Source organism: Serratia inhibens (genome assembly GCF_003591175.1).
GTDB lineage: Bacteria > Pseudomonadota > Gammaproteobacteria > Enterobacterales > Enterobacteriaceae > Serratia > Serratia inhibens.
In genome coordinates this window covers 550,683-569,839 of the sequence record NZ_QYYG01000002.1, presented here as the reverse complement: position 1 = coordinate 569,839, position 19,157 = coordinate 550,683, and the positions used below count along the sequence as shown (strand labels likewise).

The 19,157-nt window shown below is 54.3% G+C and carries 12 protein-coding genes; 4 read left to right on the top strand and 8 right to left on the bottom strand.

Features of this window, described 5'->3' with window-relative positions:
* Positions 1–14: 14 nt before the first annotated feature.
* The 3 genes from D4100_RS11715 to D4100_RS11705 form a co-directional block, all read right to left on the bottom strand.
* Entirely contained in the window at positions 15–1,232 is a 1,218-nt protein-coding gene (locus D4100_RS11715) for an MFS transporter (protein WP_119804415.1), read from the bottom strand.
* Positions 1,233–1,235: 3 nt separating this feature from the next.
* On the bottom strand, positions 1,236–2,222 hold the full coding sequence (locus D4100_RS11710; RefSeq protein ID WP_119804414.1) for an iron-containing redox enzyme family protein: 987 nt from the start codon (positions 2,220–2,222) through the stop codon (positions 1,236–1,238).
* A 624-nt stretch (positions 2,223–2,846) separates the two neighbouring features.
* A complete protein-coding gene (locus tag D4100_RS11705) occupies positions 2,847–4,283 on the bottom strand; it encodes a catalase (protein WP_006317948.1) in 1,437 nt (478 codons plus the stop codon).
* Between the two features lie 334 nt (positions 4,284–4,617).
* Between D4100_RS11705 and D4100_RS11700 the strand changes: the two genes are divergently transcribed.
* Complete coding sequence (locus D4100_RS11700; RefSeq protein WP_119804413.1) at positions 4,618–5,160, top strand: YfaZ family outer membrane protein; 543 nt, start codon at positions 4,618–4,620, stop codon at positions 5,158–5,160.
* A gap of 50 nt (positions 5,161–5,210) precedes the next feature.
* On the opposite strand, the gene tyrP is transcribed toward D4100_RS11700, so the two are convergent.
* The gene (tyrP, locus tag D4100_RS11695; RefSeq protein WP_006317939.1) at positions 5,211–6,419 is read right to left on the bottom strand and encodes a tyrosine transporter TyrP; all 1,209 of its coding nucleotides are present in this window, start codon (positions 6,417–6,419) and stop codon (positions 5,211–5,213) included.
* A 240-nt stretch (positions 6,420–6,659) separates the two neighbouring features.
* Between tyrP and D4100_RS11690 the strand changes: the two genes are divergently transcribed.
* On the top strand, positions 6,660–7,856 hold the full coding sequence (locus D4100_RS11690; protein ID WP_119804412.1) for a nicotinamide mononucleotide deamidase-related protein YfaY: 1,197 nt from the start codon (positions 6,660–6,662) through the stop codon (positions 7,854–7,856).
* A gap of 443 nt (positions 7,857–8,299) precedes the next feature.
* Here D4100_RS11690 and yfaE read toward each other — a convergent pair whose 3' ends face one another.
* From yfaE to ubiG, 4 genes are all read right to left on the bottom strand, one after another.
* Entirely contained in the window at positions 8,300–8,560 is a 261-nt protein-coding gene (yfaE, locus tag D4100_RS11680; RefSeq protein ID WP_004947170.1) for a class I ribonucleotide reductase maintenance protein YfaE, read from the bottom strand.
* A 3-nt stretch (positions 8,561–8,563) separates the two neighbouring features.
* Positions 8,564–9,694 (bottom strand): class Ia ribonucleoside-diphosphate reductase subunit beta, encoded by a 1,131-nt coding sequence (gene nrdB, locus D4100_RS11675; protein ID WP_006317935.1) that lies wholly within the window; start codon positions 9,692–9,694, stop codon positions 8,564–8,566.
* Between the two features lie 68 nt (positions 9,695–9,762).
* Positions 9,763–12,051 (bottom strand): class 1a ribonucleoside-diphosphate reductase subunit alpha, encoded by a 2,289-nt coding sequence (gene nrdA, locus D4100_RS11670; RefSeq protein WP_006317934.1) that lies wholly within the window; start codon positions 12,049–12,051, stop codon positions 9,763–9,765.
* Between the two features lie 428 nt (positions 12,052–12,479).
* Positions 12,480–13,205 carry a bifunctional 2-polyprenyl-6-hydroxyphenol methylase/3-demethylubiquinol 3-O-methyltransferase UbiG gene (ubiG, locus tag D4100_RS11665; protein WP_006317933.1) on the bottom strand — a complete coding sequence of 242 codons (726 nt, stop codon included), beginning with the start codon at positions 13,203–13,205 and terminating at the stop codon, positions 12,480–12,482.
* Between the two features lie 212 nt (positions 13,206–13,417).
* On the opposite strand from ubiG, the gene gyrA reads away from it, so the two are divergent.
* Together gyrA and rcsC are read left to right on the top strand one after the other, a co-directional pair.
* Positions 13,418–16,069 carry a DNA topoisomerase (ATP-hydrolyzing) subunit A gene (gyrA, locus tag D4100_RS11660; protein WP_006317932.1) on the top strand — a complete coding sequence of 884 codons (2,652 nt, stop codon included), beginning with the start codon at positions 13,418–13,420 and terminating at the stop codon, positions 16,067–16,069.
* A 170-nt stretch (positions 16,070–16,239) separates the two neighbouring features.
* Complete coding sequence (gene rcsC, locus D4100_RS11655) at positions 16,240–19,110, top strand: two-component system sensor histidine kinase RcsC (RefSeq protein WP_119804411.1); 2,871 nt, start codon at positions 16,240–16,242, stop codon at positions 19,108–19,110.
* Positions 19,111–19,157: the final 47 nt, after the last annotated feature.

Genomic DNA, 19,157 nt, shown 5'->3' with positions numbered 1-19,157 from the left:
CTCAGCTCCGCCAGTCAGCGCTCGTTTTCCTGAGCGCTTTCCATTGGTGTAGAGGGCTGGGTCGCCGGACCCGGCGTCAGGACAATCAGCAACAGCACCATCAGATTCAGGGCAATCACGATCTCCCAGGCCAACCAAAAGCCCAGCCGGTCGGCTATCAGGCTCAATCCCAGACCCAGCACTGTGGATAGGCAAATGAACAACACTTCATTGAATGCAAGAATGCGGGCCAGTTCTTTGCTTTCCGCCTGGGTCATGATCAGGGTATTTCTTCTTACCCGGATGTGGGAATGACAGAACGCGATCGCAAAAAGGCAGGCGTAGACGGCGGGAAGACTTTTGAATAATAAGGGCAAAAGCAACCCGATAATGAACCCGCCGCCAAAGATAACATACGCGGATTTTAAGGACGGCACCCAAGGCTGGGAATTCAACATGCTGCCTGCAATCGCGCCCAGCCCGTAGGGGACGACGAGAATGGCGTATGCGCTGACGGGGGCACCGATGCGAGTAAACAATGCAGGATATAATGCGTTTAAAAAGACAACGCAAATGTAGGGGAACAAGGAGAGCAGTTCGATAATGCGCTTTTTCTCGCCAAGAAAGAAGACATAACCGTTATGGTACATCGTCAGTTTTTTGGGGGCCGCTGCTGTTGATTCTCCCGTCTCATTGATCTTGTCGCGGGGAATGTAGCGGTTGATAAGTAATGAAAGAGAGAAGCAGAACAGGGCTATCAGACAAACGTTTTGGATGGATTTGTCCTGCAGGATTAAAAATGCAATCCCGCCGGAAAGAAAGGTTATCCCTTGTCTGACCATTTCCAGCAGTCGGTTGGCGTGGTACAGGTTATGTTCGGGCAACACCTTTTTCATGTAGGTGGAGCGGATCACCTGGTCGGACGCCCGTATTAGCGTAAATACCGATGTCGATAACAAAATGACGGTAAATGAAAGCCATGCGCCTTGCCCGGCGGGATTTATCACCAAAAATGCCAGGGCATTGAGGGCACCCACAGCGTAAATGATATTAAGCATTTTTTTACAGGTTGTTTTGTCAGTCAGGTGAGCAATAGAGGGGAGAGCAAAAAAGGTGACGATATATCCTGACGACAGCACGACAGAAACCAGCAGGCTGGAGTTGAATGTGCTCTCTATAAACCAGGCGATGGCAGTAAAGAATACTGCCATCGAAATGCCGGAGGTGAGCGCAGAGAGCAGAATGGGAAACATGGCTTATATACCGAAGTAATCGACCCGTTGACGAGGAATATAGTTGCCTTCTTTTGAGTAGTACTCTTCTATTTCAAGACACTGAAGGTCGATAGCATGTTTTATGTCATGTATCGCGTTCAAAATGAAAGAAGTTTCTTCTAGATCAGCGAGGCTGACCAGATGGCTATGTTTGTCGAGCAGCTGTGAATGGCCCAGTTCGTAGTCTATTTGTGAGTGTTGGAAGAAGGGCTCAAGGGTGCCGGGCGCCAGCTCATAGTGCCGCGTTATATCCTGAATGGCATTGGTGACTTCTGCCTGGTCAAAATCGTGAGACTCGATGACCTTGGCAATCAGAAAGACGGTGCTGGGATGCATTCTGAACAGGTCGCTTATCATACTGATTAAATTGAGCGTTGAGACCAAAGGCACTGAGCTTTCCACTTCGGCTTGTTTCATGCCCAATTTCAGTAAGGTCGATAATATGAAGGATTCATGCCCGGTTTCTTGCTGCTTGTATTCGGTGAGGATCTTTTTGAGTTCAGGGTCGTCTGTGTTATCAAGCGCGGCGTTAATGATGGAAGGGAATGCTTTTATATAATGATAGGTTTCCAGGAAAAAACCGATAAGGACGTTTCGGTTGGTGTCGCCATACAGGAATTTGTTGAATAAATGCGTTTCTTCAACCTGCTCGGCCCACATTTCGCAAGCTTGCATGGTTTTATTCAGTAGATCTTCGTTGGCCGGCTTTATCTCATTTCTCACCATTCCTATTTCGTGAAGAGAGGCGACCATTTCTTCGATACGTTGAACGGGGAGGTTTGTTTTATTTGAGATTTCTGCGACGGTGTTATGTCCGGTGCAATAACTGCGTATTTTATAAAAATCCCGCGCATCTTCTTTTTCTACTTCGTAAAGTCCCGCCGTAAAGCGAAGATAATATTCGTCGTCTTCATTGGTGGTCCAGAGGTTGTGAACGAACTTGGGGGTGGTTTGGTAGTTTTTATCCATGTCATTTTCCTTTTATGCGGGATGCAGGGCCGGTGCTTATGACTGGCCCTGCCTGTTATTGGCACAGGTTAGCCACAGGTGGCGCCGCCCAGCTTCTTCGTCGATTTCTTGCTAATTTTTTTCAGTTTCATCGAGTTTATCCTCTTGTAGGGTAGGTATGCCTGACATCAGGCACCGGTATATCTCTCAAAGATGTGCACAAGAGGTAAAGATAATGTTTGTTTTTTATTCGAATCATTAGATATTCGTCACAATTGAAGTGATGAGGGCGATTTTTATGCATTTTTTTCTTGCGAAAATGCATACGTCCATCTACTGGTTAGTAGTGTGTTTTTATTTAACTTATTGTATTTATTGTATTATTAAATTATTTTCGTCATTGCGTACGACGGGGCGTCCGTGCGGGAAACATCCTGGATGTTAATGAAAACATTCGTTGGTTTTATGTGTTGAGTTGGGAGCGGAACGCCTTCTAATCGATAGCAGGGCGTTGCTCTAAACGTCTTCGTTTTCGAAAAAATAAAGCACCGACGCAGAATAGTTCGGTGCTTTATGTATCGTCTTAATATTCATGAAACTATAGGTTTCAATCAATCAGGTTAATGGCGCGTGCGGCTATGGGGATTATTTCAGCCCCAGCGCCCTGGCCACGCCGGCACCGTAGTCCGGGTGCACCTGGGTAAACAGATCGACCTGACGGCGTTGGATCTGTTCCGGCACCTGCGACAGCTCACCGGCGATACGGGTGAACATGCGCTGGTGTTCTTCGGCGCTTAGCAGGTTGAACAGTGCGCGCGGCTGGCTGAAATAATCCTTATCCTCGCGGTGATTCCAGTGATCGGCCGCGCCCTCGAGGCTCAACGGCGGTTCGCTGAAATCCGGTTGTTCCTGGAACAGACCGAAGCTGTTCGGCTCGTAGGTCGCTCCGTTGCCGCTGTTGCCGTCCACGCGCATCGCGCCGTCGCGGTGATAGTTGTGGAACGGGCATTTGGCGGCGTTAACCGGGATTTGGTGATGGTTAACGCCCAGGCGGTAGCGGTGCGCATCCCCGTATGAGAACAGGCGCCCCTGCAGCATTTTGTCCGGCGAGAAGCTGACGCCCGGCACCACGTTGGCCGGGTTCATCGCCACCTGTTCAACTTCTGAGAAATAATTGTCCGGGTTGCGGTTCAGTTCGAAGAAGCCGACGTCGATCAGCGGGTAGTCGCCATGCGGCCATACCTTGGTCAGATCGAACGGGTTGTAGGGCGTCTGCGAGGCTTCGTGTTCAGGCATGATTTGGATTTGCAGCTTCCAGCGAGGGAAATCACCGAACTTGATCGCGTCGAACAGGTCGCGCTGCGAGCTTTCACGATCCTTGGCGATGATCGCTTCCGCTTCGTCATCCATCAGGTTTTCAATGCCCTGTTCGCAGCGGAAGTGGAATTTCACCCAGAAACGCTGGTTATTGGCATTGATAAAGCTGTAGGTGTGGCTACCGAAGCCGTGCATATGGCGATAGGACTTCGGGATGCCGCGATCGCTGAAATCGATGGTCAATTGGTGCAGGGACTCCGGCAGATGGGAGAAGAAATCCCATTTGTACACCGGGTTGCGCAGGTTGGTGTGCGGATCGCGTTTTACCACGTGGTTAAGATCGGGGAATTTCAGCGGATCGCGCAGATAGAATACCGGTGTGTCGTTGCCTACCAGATCCCAGTTGCCTTCATCGGTGTAAAACTTCATGGCAAAGCCGCGAATGTCGCGTTCGGCGTCTGCTGCGCCGCGCTCACCGGCTACGGTGGAGAAGCGGATGAACATGTCGGTTTGCTTGCCGATTTCAGCGAAGATGTTTGCGCGGGTGTATTGGGTAATATCATGGGTGACGGTGAAAGTGCCGTAGGCGCCGGAACCTTTGGCGTGCATGCGGCGCTCGGGGATCACTTCGCGATCGAAATGGGCCAGCTTTTCCAGGAACCAGACGTCTTGCAGCAGCATCGGCCCGCGTTTGCCTGCGGTGATCACATTATTGTTATCGACAACCGGGGCGCCGGCCGCTGTGGTCAATCCTTTCTTGCTCATCACTTGCTCCTTATCGTATTGCCCTTGAGTTAATGCTCGGGTGGCTTAAGCGTTCATCATGATGGTTTTGCTGGGGTTCTCTCCGGATTTTGATTAATGCCATTACTATTTGTAGATCTATTGGGCGACGACGGCAAATAGGTCTGAGTTATCGTTGACGCCGTCAGCGTGAATTCGCCTTTTACTTGCAAAACTTTACAATTATCTGATATCAGAAGGATTTTTCAGCCGTTATCCCTAAAAGACTCGTTGTATTTTGGTATAAACTCGGGGACGTATTATTGCGGGTTGGTTCAGATCATTCTGAACGGATGAAAAACGAGAGGGAAACATGATGAAAAAAACTTTGGTCGCGTGCGCAGCGGGTATGCTGTTTGTGACCGGTACGGCGAGCGCTATCAGCCTGTCGGGCGAGGCCGGGCAGCATTACACCAACCTCGGCTTCGGCCAAGACACCGGTAGCACCGGGCTGGGGTTGTCGGGCAACTGGGCGCGCAGCGATCACGACGGCAACGTCGGCAGCCTGGGGCTGAATTTCGGTCTGCCGCTGGGGCCGTTGACCGCGACTGTAGGTGGCAAGGCGCTTTACCTGAGCCCGAAAGACGGCGATAACGGTGGCGCGTTGGCGGTGGGCGGCGGCCTGGACTGGGCTATCAGCCGTTACTTCAGCCTGCATGGCGAAGGTTATTTTGCACCGGACTCGCTGACCAGCGGCGTGAAGGCGTATAACGAGGCCAGCGGCGGCCTGCGTTGGAATGTTTTCCGCCCGCTCAGCGTGGATGTGGGTTACCGCTACATAAAGATGGAAGGGAAAGACGGGCATCGTGACAACACGCTTGCCGATGGCCCGTATGTTGGAGTCGGTCTGAGCTTCTGATAGAAACAAAAAGGGGGCCAACTGGCCCCCTTGTGTTACTGATAAATCTATTACCCCACCGCCGGCAGTATGCCGCTGGCAATGCCCAGTTGAATGGCAATCACCGTAATCCCGCAAACAAACACCAGCGCCAGCGCCGGCGTGCCGCCCCAGACGCGGTATTGCGCCTGATGCCGTTGACGCGTCTTCCATACCAGCAATGACGGCAGCAACAGCGCCAGCACCGCCAACGCAATGGCGGCGAATCCCAGAGCCAATACAAAGCCGCGCGGATAGAACAGAGCGAACGCCAGCGGCGGCAGGAAAGTGATGGCCCCGGTTTGCAGACGGCCGCGCACGTTGTTCTGGCGTTTGCATAAATCGGCCAGGAAATCGAACAATCCGAGCGCCACGCCAAGGAACGAAGTGGCCAGCGCCAGATCGGCAAACAGATGTACCGCCAACTCTACATGCGGTGACGCCACCACGTCGCGTACCGCCTGCAACAGGCCGTTCAGCCCCGCTTGTTGCGCCAGAATGCCGACGAAGGTGGTAGAACTTATGCTCCCCAGCGTGGCCAATTGCCAGAATATATAAGCCACTAGCGGAATGGCGCTGCCGATGATGAACACCCAGCGCAGTTTGCGGATGTTGCCGCCCATATAGTTAACGATGCTGGGCACGCTGCCGTGGAAGCCAAAGGAAGTAAAAATGACCGGGATGGCCGACAGCGCCAGCCCCTGTTCCAGCGGCAACGTCATCAGATTGGTGCGGTGAATATTCGGTAGCATCAGGCCCAGCATGACGATCAGAAACACCACTTTAGCGGTAAACAAAATGCGGTTAAACAGATCGACCGAATGGGTGCCGATGCAGACTACGCCGCCAGCAATCAGGGTAAACAGCAATACGCCGAGCGTGGTGGGGAAATCCTGTGAGGTCCATTGGCTGATGCTGGCTGCCAGCAGTTCACCCGCACCGCTGATATAGGCGGCGGTCAGGGCGTACATCAGGAACATCATGCTGAAACTGGTCAGCCATTGGCCGCCACCGCCGAGGTAGCGTTTCGCCAGGGTACCCAGACCGGTATCCGCCTCTTCATGCTGATACACCTCCACCAGCAACAGCGCGGTGTAACACATCAAGAGCCACAGCCCGACCAGCAAGGCCAGCGTGACGCCGAAACCTACGCCGGCCGCCGCCAGTGGCATCGCCAGCATCCCGGCACCAATGGTGGTGCCTGCCACGATAAAAACACTGCCCAGAGTGCGATTCTTCACTTTTTTCTCTACCCGTCAAAGATTTGGGGAAATTATAGGTAACTCATTCCGAGGGCGGCAGGATAGTTGATTGACTATTTCGTGTCAAACAGGCGTTACGGGTGGTGTAATGAAATATTTACAATGGTTAAGGCCGCAGGAAACCGCAAAATGCCCTCAGCAGAAATTAACCTGTGATGCATAGTGAAAACTTATTTACAGGCTTCTATAGTGGAATGATCGGAAATAAGGGAGAGATCAATGTTAAGAGTGGAGATGCTCAGCACCGGCGATGAGGTGCTGCACGGGCAAATTATAGATACCAACGCCGCCTGGCTGGCAGACTATCTGTTCCAGCAGGGCATGCCGATGAGCGGTCGTGAAACGGTGGGGGACAGTCTCTCCTCTTTGATCGAAACGTTGCAGGAACGAAGCCATATCGCTGATGTTCTGATCGTTAACGGCGGCCTGGGGCCGACCAGCGATGACCTCAGCGCGCTGGCGGCGGCTACCGCCTGCGGCGTTGAGCTGGTTGAGCATGCTGAATGGATGGCGCGCATCGAGGCCTATTTTGCCGGGCGTGGCCGGCCGATGGCGGCTTCAAACCGCAAACAGGCGCAGATCCCGGCTAACGCCGAAATGCTCGATAACCCGGTTGGCACCGCCTGCGGTTTTGCGCTCAAGCTGAACAAGTGCACGATGTTCTTCACTCCCGGCGTACCTTCTGAATTCAAAGTGATGGTCGAGCAGCAAATCGTTCCGCGCCTGCGCCAACGTTTTCCCCTGCCGGCACCGCCGCTGTGCCTGCGCTTAACCACTTTTGGCACTTCGGAGAGCGATCTGGCCGCCGAGTTGGACGGCATGCCGCTGCCGCCGGAAGTGGTGCTCGGTTACCGCTCTTCCAGCCCGATCATTGAACTGAAACTGACCGGCCCGGAGACCCAGCGAGCGGCTATGGAACAGGCGTGGGAGCGAGTGCACCAGGTGGCGGGTGAGAACACCATTTTCGAAGGCACGATAGGCTTGCCGGCGACGCTGGCGCAGCGGTTAACCCAACAAGGGTTGAAGCTGGCGCTGAGCGAACAGTTCAGCGCCGGGTTGATCAATCTGCAATTGCAGAGCGAAGGCGCACCGCTGGCCGGCGGCGAGTTGTTGCCGTCGCACTGTGTGGAAACGCTGGAAACCACGTTGGCCCGCGCCCGTTCGCTGGCAGAGCTGGCGGGCGCGCAATTGGCGCTGGCGGTCAGTGCGATGAGTGACGATCGGGTGAGCGTTGCGTTGCACACGCCGAAAGGGGGGATCGGCCAGACGGTACGTTACCGGTCGGCGCGCCATGGCTTGCGTCTGCGGCAGGAGTCGGTGGCGATGCTGGCGCTCGACATGCTGCGGCGTTGGCTGAACGGCGAACAGGTGTGCGGCAAAAACGGCTGGCTGGAGATCGTGGAGATTATCGAGTAAGGAATCGTTAGGTTTAATGATATATCCCTTATTAATCATAATATTATAAGGGGTTATCTTGATTGGGACAGGCTGTTACAATCGCTGCGGGTGCTTGAGACTGTTCGTCTTGAGCATTGTGTGGCAAGGCGGATAAGTGAAAGCCCCAAACTGACTCTCAATCAGAATGGGGCTGCCCTAACGCCTAGACACCGTTATGGTAGCCCCTTCACAGCAAGGAGGCAAGCATGCGGTTAAAGCATGTGTTTCACTCGTTAACTGTTGTATGTATTACTATTTTGTTATTCATGCCCGTCGCCTTTCAAGCTGCAGCGTTGTTGGCTGCAGGTGTGCACCCCAGTCACTTACCCAAGTAAGCTCCTGGGGATTTACACCCTTGCCGCCTAGCTGCAACGCGAAAGTCATGGGGCATATTCGGGGGAACTGAAGAATATTGTTGAAAATTATATTTCCAGCTCGATGTCCGTCAGCGGCATGCAGCAGCAGGGCAGGATCTCGCCGTCATTGATAAACGCCAGCGGCTGTTGGTGATAGGCCACTTCACCTTTTACCAATGTCAGGCGGCAGGCGCCGCAATAGCCGGAGCGGCATTGGTATTCTACCTGCACGTCGTGCAGTTCCAGTACGTCGAGCAGGCAGCTTTCACTTTTCGGGCAGGATAACTGCGTGCCTGTGGCACGCAGTGTGATGAGAGGTGATGCCATCGCTTACAGTTCGAAGTCGCTCAGGTCGTCGGCATGCACTTCCGAGTCGATCTGACCAACCAGATAAGAGCTGACTTCTACTTCCTGCGGCGCAACCTGAACGTTGTCGGACACCAGCCAGGCGTTGATCCACGGGATCGGGTTAGAGCGGGTTTCGAACGGCAGGCCAAGGCCAACCGCCTGCATGCGGATGTTGGTGATGTATTCCACATACTGGCACAGAATGTCTTTGTTCAGGCCGATCATCGAGCCGTCGCGGAACAGGTATTCCGCCCATTCTTTTTCCTGCTGGGCGGCCAGCACGAACAGATCGTAGCATTGCTGCTGACACTCAACGGCGATTTCCGCCATCTCAGGGTCATCGGCGCCGGAACGCATCAGATTCAGTATGTGCTGGGTGCCGGTCAGGTGCAGCGCTTCGTCACGGGCGATCAGCTTGATGATTTTGGCGTTGCCTTCCATCAGCTCGCGTTCCGCAAAGGCGAACGAACAGGCGAAGCTGACGTAGAAGCGGATGGCTTCCAGCGCGTTCACGCTCATCAGGCAGATGTACAGCTGCTTTTTCAGCGCCCGCAGGTTAACGGTGACGGTTTTGCCATTGACCTGGTGGGTGCCTTCACCCAACAGGTGATAGTAGCCAGTCATCTCGATCAGATCGTCGTAATAGCCGGAAATGTCTTTCGCGCGCTTGAGGATCTCTTCGTTGGTGACGATGTCATCAAACACCAGCGCCGGATCGTTGACGATGTTACGGATGATGTGGGTATAAGAACGCGAGTGGATGGTTTCAGAGAATGACCAGGTTTCCACCCAGGTTTCCAGCTCCGGGATGGAAATCAGCGGCAGCAGGGCCACGTTCGGGCTACGGCCCTGAATGGAATCCAGCAGCGTTTGGTACTTCAGGTTGCTGATGAAAATGTGTTTTTCATGTTCCGGCAGTGCCTGATAGTCGATACGGTCGCGGGACACGTCAACTTCTTCCGGACGCCAGAAGAAGGACAGCTGTTTCTCAATCAGTTTTTCGAAGATTTCATGTTTTTGCTGATCGAAACGCGCGACGTTAACCGACTGGCCGAAGAACATCGGCTCCAGCAACTGGTTGTTTTTTTTCTGAGAAAATGTGGTGTAAGCCATAAGCCTGAATCCATCGTAACGTGGCTAAATGAAGGGGCCGGAAGAGTTCCGGCCCGCTGTGTCAAACATTAGATCTTGCAGGCGCCGCTTTCGCAGTCGTCATCACCGCCCTTGGCCGGCAACATATCTTCCTGCACATCGTCCGCACCATCACGGGTGTTCTGATAGTACAGCGTCTTGACGCCAAACTTGTAGGTGGTAAGCAGGTCTTTCAACAGCTGCTTCATCGGCACCTTGCCGGCCGGGAAACGGCTTGGGTCATAGTTGGTGTTGGCAGAGATCGACTGGTCGATAAACTTCTGCATCAGACCGACCAGTTGCAGGTAACCGTCGTTGTTCGGCATTTCCCACAGCAGTTCGTACTCGTTTTTCAGACGCTCATACTCCGGAACCACCTGGCGCAAAATGCCGTCTTTCGACGCTTTGATGCTGATGTGGCCGCGCGGCGGCTCGATGCCGTTGGTGGCGTTGGAAATCTGCGACGAGGTTTCCGAAGGCATCAGCGCAGACAGGGTGGAGTTGCGCAGACCGGTTTCCTTGATCTCTTTACGCAGGGTTTCCCAGTCGTAATGCAGCGGCTCGCTACAGATCGTATCCAGATCTTTCTTGTAGGTGTCGATCGGCAAGATGCCCTGCGAATAGGTGGTTTCATTGAACCACGGGCAGGCGCCTTGTTCCTGAGCCAAACGGTTCGATGCCTTCAGCAGATAATACTGGATGGCTTCGAAGGTTTTATGGGTCAGGCTGTTGGCGCTGCCGTCGGAGTAGCGCACACCGTTCTTCGCCAGATAGTAGGCGTAGTTGATCACACCGATACCCAGAGTACGGCGGCCCATGGCGCCACGGTAAGCGGCTTTTATCGGATAGTCCTGGTAGTCCAGCAGGGCGTCAAGCGCACGCACCGCCAGGGTAGCCAGCTCTTCCAGATCGTCGAGGCTTTCGATGGCGCCGAGGTTAAAGGCAGACAGCGTACACAGCGCGATTTCGCCGTTTTCGTCGTTGACGTCATCCAGCGGTTTGGTCGGCAGGGCGATTTCCAGGCACAGGTTGGACTGGCGCACTGGTGCGATCTGCGGATCAAACGGGCTGTGGGTGTTGCAGTGGTCAACGTTCTGGATGTAGATACGGCCGGTAGAGGCGCGTTCCTGCATCATCAGTGAGAACAGTTCAACCGCTTTCACGCGTTTCTGGCGGATGCTGTCGTCTTTTTCGTACTGGGTGTACAGACGTTCGAATTCGTCCTGATTGGCGAAGAACGCGTCATACAGGCCCGGCACGTCAGACGGGCTGAACAGGGTGATGTCTTCGCCCTTGATCAGGCGCTGGTACATCAGGCGGTTCAACTGCACGCCGTAGTCCATGTGACGTACGCGGTTGCCTTCAACGCCACGGTTGTTCTTCAGCACCAACAGGCTTTCCACTTCCAGATGCCACATCGGGTAGAACAAGGTGGCAGCACCGCCACGCACGCCGCCCTGAGAGCAGGATTTCACCGCGGTCTGGAAGTGTTTGTAGAACGGGATACAGCCGGTATGGAAAGCTTCGCCCCCACGGATCGGGCTACCCAGCGCACGGATGCGGCCGGCGTTGATGCCGATACCGGCACGTTGCGAAACGTATTTCACAATGGCGCTGGAGGTGGCGTTGATGGAATCCAGGCTGTCGCCGCACTCGATCAGCACGCAAGAGCTGAACTGGCGGGTTGGGGTGCGCACGCCGGACATGATTGGCGTAGGCAGCGAAATCTTGAAGGTGGAGATCGCGTCGTAGAAACGTTTAACGTAGTCCAGACGGGTTTCGCGCGGATAGTTGGAGAACAGGCACGCGGCGACCAGGATATACAGGAACTGAGCGCTCTCGTAGATCTCGCCGCTGACGCGGTTCTGCACCAGATACTTCCCTTCCAGCTGCTTGACGGCGGCATAGGAGAAGTTCATATCACGCCAGTGATCGATAAAGGAGTCCATCTGCTCGAACTCTTCAGAGCTGTAGTCTTCCAGCAGATGCTTATCGTACTTGCCCATTTCTACCATGCGCGCCACGTGAGCGAGCAGCTTTGGCGGCTCGAATTGGCCGTAAGCTTTTTTGCGCAGGTGGAAGATGGCCAGGCGTGCTGCCAGGTACTGATAGTCCGGCGCGTCGCGCGAAATCAGGTCGGCTGCAGCTTTGATAATGGTTTCATGAATATCAGCGGTTTTGATGCCGTCATAAAACTGAATATGGGAACGCAACTCTACTTGAGATACCGAGACGTTATGTAAACCTTCCGCCGCCCAGTCGATGACCCGGTGGATTTTGTCGAGGTTGATGCGCTCTTTGCGGCCATCGCGTTTAGTTACAAGCAGACTTTGGTTCATGTGGTTGTCCGTATGATTCGCCCGTACTGAAGTGTAGTCGCTCTGTTCAGTATGTAAACACTACATATAGGGGTTGTATGTCGGTGAGGTAACAAGATAGTGAGAAAACAGGGCGTTTGCAAGTGAACAAAACCGGCCTATTTTGTGGATAACTTGGGGGTGAAATTTGGCTTTCGGCTGTGAGTGCGCGCTGTGACTGGGGCGACAAGCTTGTCAATAAGCGTGATAAGAATTTCCTTAGATTTGCAAAAACGTGATCGTTTGCCGCTTTATTAAACGTTAGAAAAAAACGTGATATTGATCTGATTTAATTTTCTTAAAAACTGTTTACAACGGCGATTTTGATCGAAAGTCGCAAATCGGGCATTTATTCGGATGGCGATACGCACCGGATCCGGCGGAGCCGGTCCCGGTGCGGGCTGAAATGCTTACCCTTCGTGTTGAGTATGTACCATATAGTTCACATCAACGTTGCGGCCAAGTTTGAAATGGTCGGTGACGGGATTGTAATGCAGGCCAATCATGTGTTTTTCGCGCAGCGGCGTACCATCGACCCAGCCGATCAGTTCAGAAGGGCGGATGAACTTCTTATGGTCATGCGTACCCTGAGGCACCATCTTAAGAATATATTCCGCCCCGATCACCGCCATCAGCCAGGCTTTGGTGTTGCGGTTAATGGTGGAAAAGAACACATGACCGCCCGGTTTCACCAAGTGAGCGCAGGCGCGCACCACCGAAGCCGGATCGGGAACGTGTTCCAGCATTTCCATGCAGGTCACCACGTCGTACCCTTGCGGGTTGGCCTGTGCGTGGCTCTCCACCGTTTCTTGCACATAAGTGACATTCACGCCGCTTTCCAGCGCGTGCAGTCGGGCGACTTGCAGCGGCTCGGTGCCCATGTCCAGCCCGGTCACCTGAGCGCCTTCGCGCGCCATGCTTTCCGCCAAAATGCCTCCGCCGCAACCCACGTCGAGCACCGTTTTGCCAAAAATGCCGCCGGCGCGTTGCAGGATATAGTTCAACCGCAGCGGGTTGATACGGTGCAACGGTTTGAATTCACCTTCCAAATCCCACCAGCGTGAGGCCACTGCCTCGAACTTGGCGATTTCCTGATGGTCAACGTTTTGCGTTTGGTTGGATGATTCTGCATTCATGGGCGTGTTTGGCTCCTTGTTCTCGTTGCGCGGATTATACATGTATCGGCGCAGCGCCGTCTGCGCCGATACATTTTTACCGCACATATATGCACAATTTCAGCGAAACAGCGGCGGTTATTTTCCCGTAAAGCGTGCTTTGTGATATAGTTTTACACCTTTGCCACTATGGCAGCGGGCAGATGAATCATTAGTAGAGGGATAGCAGCTCCATGAGCGACCTTGCCAGAGAAATCACACCGGTAAACATCGAAGACGAGTTGAAAAACTCGTATCTGGATTACGCGATGTCCGTCATTGTCGGACGTGCGCTGCCAGATGTTCGTGATGGACTGAAGCCGGTGCACCGCCGCGTTTTGTACGCGATGAGTGTATTGGGTAACGACTGGAATAAACCATACAAGAAATCGGCCCGTGTCGTCGGGGACGTGATCGGTAAATACCACCCACACGGTGACAGCGCGGTATACGACACCATCGTGCGTATGGCTCAGCCGTTTTCACTGCGCTATATGCTGGTGGACGGTCAGGGTAACTTCGGTTCCGTCGACGGCGACTCCGCCGCGGCGATGCGTTATACCGAAGTGCGCATGTCCAAAATTGCTCACGAATTGCTGGCGGATCTGGAAAAGGAAACCGTCGACTTCGTGCCTAACTATGATGGCACAGAGCAGATCCCGGCCGTCATGCCAACCAAGATCCCGAACCTGCTGGTTAACGGCTCGTCGGGTATCGCTGTGGGCATGGCCACCAACATTCCGCCGCATAACCTGTCCGAGGTTATCAACGGTTGCCTGGCTTACATCGATGATGAAAACATCAGCATCGAAGGCCTGATGGAACACATCCCGGGGCCGGACTTCCCGACTGCGGCGATCATCAACGGTCGCCGTGGCATCGAAGAGGCCTACCGCACCGGGCGCGGTAAAATCTACCTGCGCGCTCGCGCCGAAGTAGAAACCGACGCCAAAACCGGTCGCGAAACCATTATTGTTCACGAAATCCCGTATCAGGTGAACAAAGCGCGGTTGATCGAGAAGATCGCCGAGCTGGTAAAAGAAAAACGCGTGGAAGGTATCAGCGCGCTGCGTGACGAGTCCGACAAAGACGGCATGCGCATCGTGGTTGAAATCAAACGCGATGCGGTCGGTGAAGTGGTACTGAACAATTTGTACTCGCTGACTCAGTTGCAGGTTACCTTCGGCATCAACATGGTGGCATTGCATCAGGGCCAGCCAAAACTGCTGAACCTGAAAGACATTTTGCAGGCGTTTGTCCGTCACCGCCGTGAAGTGGTGACCCGCCGTACCATCTTCGAACTGCGTAAAGCTCGCGACCGCGCCCATATTCTGGAAGCGTTGGCCATCGCGCTGGCAAACATCGACCCGATCATTGAACTGATTCGCCGTGCGCCGACGCCTGCGGAAGCTAAAGCCGGGTTGGTTGCGCAAGCCTGGGATCTGGGCAATGTGGGTGCGATGCTGGAACGCGCCGGTGACGACGCAGCCCGCCCCGAGTGGCTGGAGCCGGAGTTTGGCATCCGTGACGGCAAATACTACCTGACCGAGCAGCAAGCTCAGGCGATTCTGGATCTGCGCTTGCAGAAACTGACCGGCCTGGAGCATGAAAAGCTGCTGGACGAATATAAAGAGCTGCTGACTTTCATCGCTGAGCTGATCTTTATTCTGGAAAACCCGGATCGTCTGATGGAAGTGATCCGCGAAGAGCTGATGGCGGTCAAAGAGCTGTACAACGACGGCCGCCGCACCGAGATCACCGCCAACACGTCAGATATCAATATCGAAGACCTGATCAACCAGGAAGACGTGGTCGTTACGCTGTCGCACCAGGGCTATGTGAAGTATCAGCCGCTGAGCGACTATGAAGCGCAACGCCGTGGCGGTAAAGGCAAATCAGCAGCGCGTATTAAAGAAGAAGACTTTATCGATCGTCTGCTGGTGGCCAACACCCACGATACGATCCTGTGCTTCTCCAGCCGTGGCCGCCTGTACTGGATGAAGGTGTACCAACTGCCTGAAGCCAGCCGTGGCGCTCGCGGTCGCCCAATCGTCAACCTGCTGCCGCTGGAAGCCAATGAGCGTATCACCGCCATTCTGCCGGTGCGTGAGTATGAAGAAGGGCGTCACGTGTTTATGGCAACCGCCAGCGGCACCGTGAAGAAAACCGCTTTGACCGAGTTTAGCCGCCCGCGCAGTGCCGGCATCATCGCAGTCAACCTCAACGAGGGTGATGAACTGATTGGTGTTGACCTGACCGACGGCAGCAACGAAGTCATGTTGTTCTCCGCCAACGGTAAAGTGGTGCGCTTCCCGGAAACGCAGGTGCGTTCTATGGGCCGTACCGCCACCGGCGTTCGCGGTATCAACCTGGGCGAAGGCGACGGCGTTATTTCCCTGATCGTCCCGCGCGGTGAAGGCGATATCCTGACCGTGACCCAGAATGGCTACGGTAAACGTACCGCGGTCACCGAATACCCGACCAAGTCGCGCGCTACCCAAGGGGTTATCTCCATTAAGGTGAGTGAGCGTAATGGCCAGGTTGTCGGTGCTGTGCAGGTGGAAACCACCGATCAGATCATGATGATCACCGATGCCGGTACGCTGGTGCGTACTCGCGTGTCGGAAGTCAGCGTGGTTGGCCGTAACACCCAGGGTGTTACGCTGATCCGAACTGCGGAAGACGAGAACGTCGTCGGTCTGCAGCGCGTTGCCGAGCCGGTGGAAGATGAAGAGTTGGACAGCCTTGAGCCGGGCGCGGAAGATGCAGAAGAAGACGCTGCACCGCTGGACGAAGCTGACGATGATTCTGAAGCTGCAGATGATGCGGAAGACGACAACGCCTAAGCGGTAAGGGGGCAGCATGATGCTGACCCCGGATCCTGCAGTTGAAAACAGGGCCTGGCAGCGATGCTAGGCCCTTTTTCAGTTCTATGGTTTAATTGCCGTGCCAAAGTCAGCAAGCCCGGTTCGGACGCGAATGCGCTGGCCGTCACTCAATTTTTCATGGTATCCGATTGAAATATTTAGCTTCTTTTCGCACCACGTTAAAAATATCCCGCTATCTGTTCCGGGTGCTGGCGATTATGTTGTGGTCGCTGGGCGCGCTGCTCACGACCTTCTATATCTTGAATATCCTGAACGATAAAGAGACTGACATTCGGCAAGAATACAGCCTGGATTTCGATCAGGCGCAGAGTTACATCCGCCATTCTGCCGATATTATTCGGGATATCAAATACATGGCGGAAAATCGCCTTAACGGTTCGGTCAGCAGCCTGGATATGTTCAGTGGGATATTCCCCGGCAAGAACAGTACGCCGGAGTTTCTTCCGCTGTACCCGGAATCCAACTGTTCGCTTAACACCACTTACCGCAGTTCGCTCAATTCGCTGAGCGGGCTGATCCAGTATTGGAAAGAGAATTTCGTCGCGGCCTATGATCTCAACCGGGTGTTTTTCATCGGCGGCGACAGCCTGTGCATGGCGGAATTCGGTGGCGGCAATACCGTACCTAACCGCGAGAACGTGTTGAAATCGCTGCACGAGCGCATCCTTAAATACCGCAACGCCAAAAATCAGGATAAAGACAATAACCTCTACTGGATCAGCCCAAGCCAACAGCGGCCGGATATCGGTTATCTGTATGTACTGACACCAATCTATATTGGCAACAAGCTGGAGGCGCTGCTGGGCATCGAGCAGACCATAAGGCTGGAAGATTTCGTCTCGGCAGGCAACCTGCCGATTGGCGTGACCCTGCTGGATGAGAATAACGCACCGATACTGCGTCTGGCGGAAGGGGAACGCTCTGCCGCGACGCTCGGCAGTTACCCGGATGTGCACACCTATTTTGGTTATGATGATAATTACCGCCATCTGATTATGAAGAAGGCACTTCCGCCTTCGTCGCTCAGCATTGTTTATGCCCTGCCGGTAAAGAGTGTGGTCGAGCGCTTCAAGGTGCTGATCCTCAATGCGCTGCTGCTGAACCTGCTGTCGGCCATTGTGTTGTTCACCCTGGCCTGGCTGTTTGAACGTAAAATGTTCCTGCCGGCGGAGAATAACGCCTTCAGGCTGGAAGAACATGAACAGTTCAATCGCAAGATCGTCGCCTCGGCGCCGGTGGGGATCCTTATTCTGCGCATCAGCGACGGCACCAATATTCTGAGCAATGAGCTGGCGCACAATTACATCAATTTGCTGACCCACGAAGACCGTGACCGCATTACGCGTATCATCTGCGAACAGCAGGTGAATTTTGTCGATGTGTTGACCAGCAATAACAACAATCTGCAAATCAGCTTCGTTCACTCCCGCTACCGTAACGAGGATGTGGCGATCTGCGTGCTGGTGGACGTCAGCGCCCGCGTAAAAATGGAGGAGTCGCTGCAGGAGATGGCGGCGGCGGCGGAACAGGCGAGCCAATCCAAGTCGATGTTCCTGGCGACAGTTAGCCACGAGCTGCGTACCCCGTTGTACGGCATCATAGGTAACCTCGATTTATTGCAAACCAAGGCGCTGCCGCAGGGGGTTGATCGCCTGGTTAATGCCATGAACAACTCGTCCGGGCTGCTGTTGAAGATCATCAGTGACATTCTGGACTTCTCCAAAATTGAATCCGAGCAGTTGAAGATTGAGCCGCGCGAGTTTTCCTGCCTGGAGGTGATCACTCATATTGCAGGCAACTATCTGCCGCTGGTGGTGAAGAAACGGCTGGGGTTGTACTGTTTTATCGAACAAAACGTGCCGGAGCGCATTTCCGGCGATCCCGTGCGGTTGCAGCAGGTTTTGTCCAACCTGCTGAACAACGCGATTAAGTTTACCGACACCGGCTGCATCATTCTGCAAGTCTGCACGCGCGGCAGCTATCTGGAGTTCAGCGTCCGCGATACCGGCGTCGGCATTCCGGAAAAAGAGATTACCCGTCTGTTTGATCCCTTTTTCCAGGTGGGCAGTGGCGTGCAGCGCCACTTCCAGGGGACCGGGCTGGGGCTGGCGATTTGTGAAAAACTGATCAATATGATGGATGGCGATATCGCCGTTGAATCAGAGCCGGGGTTGGGCAGCCTGTTTACCATCCGTATTCCGCTGTTTAACGCTCAGTTCCCGATCCCGCAGGCCAGCGACACCTGGCAAGGGAAAACTCTGTGGCTGAGTATTCGCAACCATCGGCTGGAAAGCTATCTGATGGAGATCCTGGGCGGCTATGGCGCTACGGTGCTGCGTCATCAGGGGCAGGACACGGTGGCCGGGGAGGTTATGCTCAGCGACTACCCGCTGATGGTCAATTCGCCGCTGCTGGCGCAAATCCAGTTTTCTATCGAGCACATTGGCCCGTCGCAGGAAACCCGACCGGGTTACTGGATGCATAGCACCTCAACGCCGCGTGAAACCCTCGCGTTGCTCAACCGGCTGTTTGGTACCAGTACCGAAAGCGGCAGCACTCTGATGCAATTGCCGTTACCAACCAAGGCCAATACGGTGGACAACGGCGATATTCATCTGTTGGTGGTGGATGATCATCCGATTAACCGCAGATTGCTTTCCGACCAGCTCAGTTCGCTGGGTTATCAGGTGGTTACCGCCAACGATGGGGTAGATGCACTTGACGTGCTGAGTCGAAATACCGTCGATATCGTGCTCACCGACGTCAACATGCCAAACATGGATGGCTATCGCCTGACCCAGCGTCTGCGCCAGCAGCACTTCACTCTGCCGGTGATTGGCGTGACGGCGAATGCCCTGGCAGAGGAGAAGCAGCGCTGTATGGAGGCGGGAATGGATAACTGTCTGTCGAAGCCGGTCACACTGGAAACCCTGGAACAGACGCTGGCGTATTACAGCCAGCAGGTGCGTCGCATACGCGCCGAGTCGAAGGACGCCTAAAAAGCAAAAGGGCGCAGCATAAAATGCCGCGCCCTCGGTTAACCGTG

Bases quoted from the DNA above. Each gene is read 5' to 3' on its own strand.
- D4100_RS11710 (WP_119804414.1), bottom strand. From the start codon at position 2,222: ATGGATAAAAACTACCAAACCACCCCCAAGTTCGTTCACAACCTCTGG.
- D4100_RS11690 (WP_119804412.1), top strand. From the start codon at position 6,660: ATGTTAAGAGTGGAGATGCTCAGCACCGGCGATGAGGTGCTGCACGGG.
- ubiG (WP_006317933.1), bottom strand. From the start codon at position 13,205: ATGAATGCAGAATCATCCAACCAAACGCAAAACGTTGACCATCAGGAA.
- nrdB (WP_006317935.1), bottom strand. From the start codon at position 9,694: ATGGCTTACACCACATTTTCTCAGAAAAAAAACAACCAGTTGCTGGAG.
- D4100_RS11705 (WP_006317948.1), bottom strand. From the start codon at position 4,283: ATGAGCAAGAAAGGATTGACCACAGCGGCCGGCGCCCCGGTTGTCGAT.
- D4100_RS11715 (WP_119804415.1), bottom strand. From the start codon at position 1,232: ATGTTTCCCATTCTGCTCTCTGCGCTCACCTCCGGCATTTCGATGGCA.
- yfaE (WP_004947170.1), bottom strand. From the start codon at position 8,560: ATGGCATCACCTCTCATCACACTGCGTGCCACAGGCACGCAGTTATCC.
- D4100_RS11700 (WP_119804413.1), top strand. From the start codon at position 4,618: ATGAAAAAAACTTTGGTCGCGTGCGCAGCGGGTATGCTGTTTGTGACC.
- gyrA (WP_006317932.1), top strand. From the start codon at position 13,418: ATGAGCGACCTTGCCAGAGAAATCACACCGGTAAACATCGAAGACGAG.
- nrdA (WP_006317934.1), bottom strand. From the start codon at position 12,051: ATGAACCAAAGTCTGCTTGTAACTAAACGCGATGGCCGCAAAGAGCGC.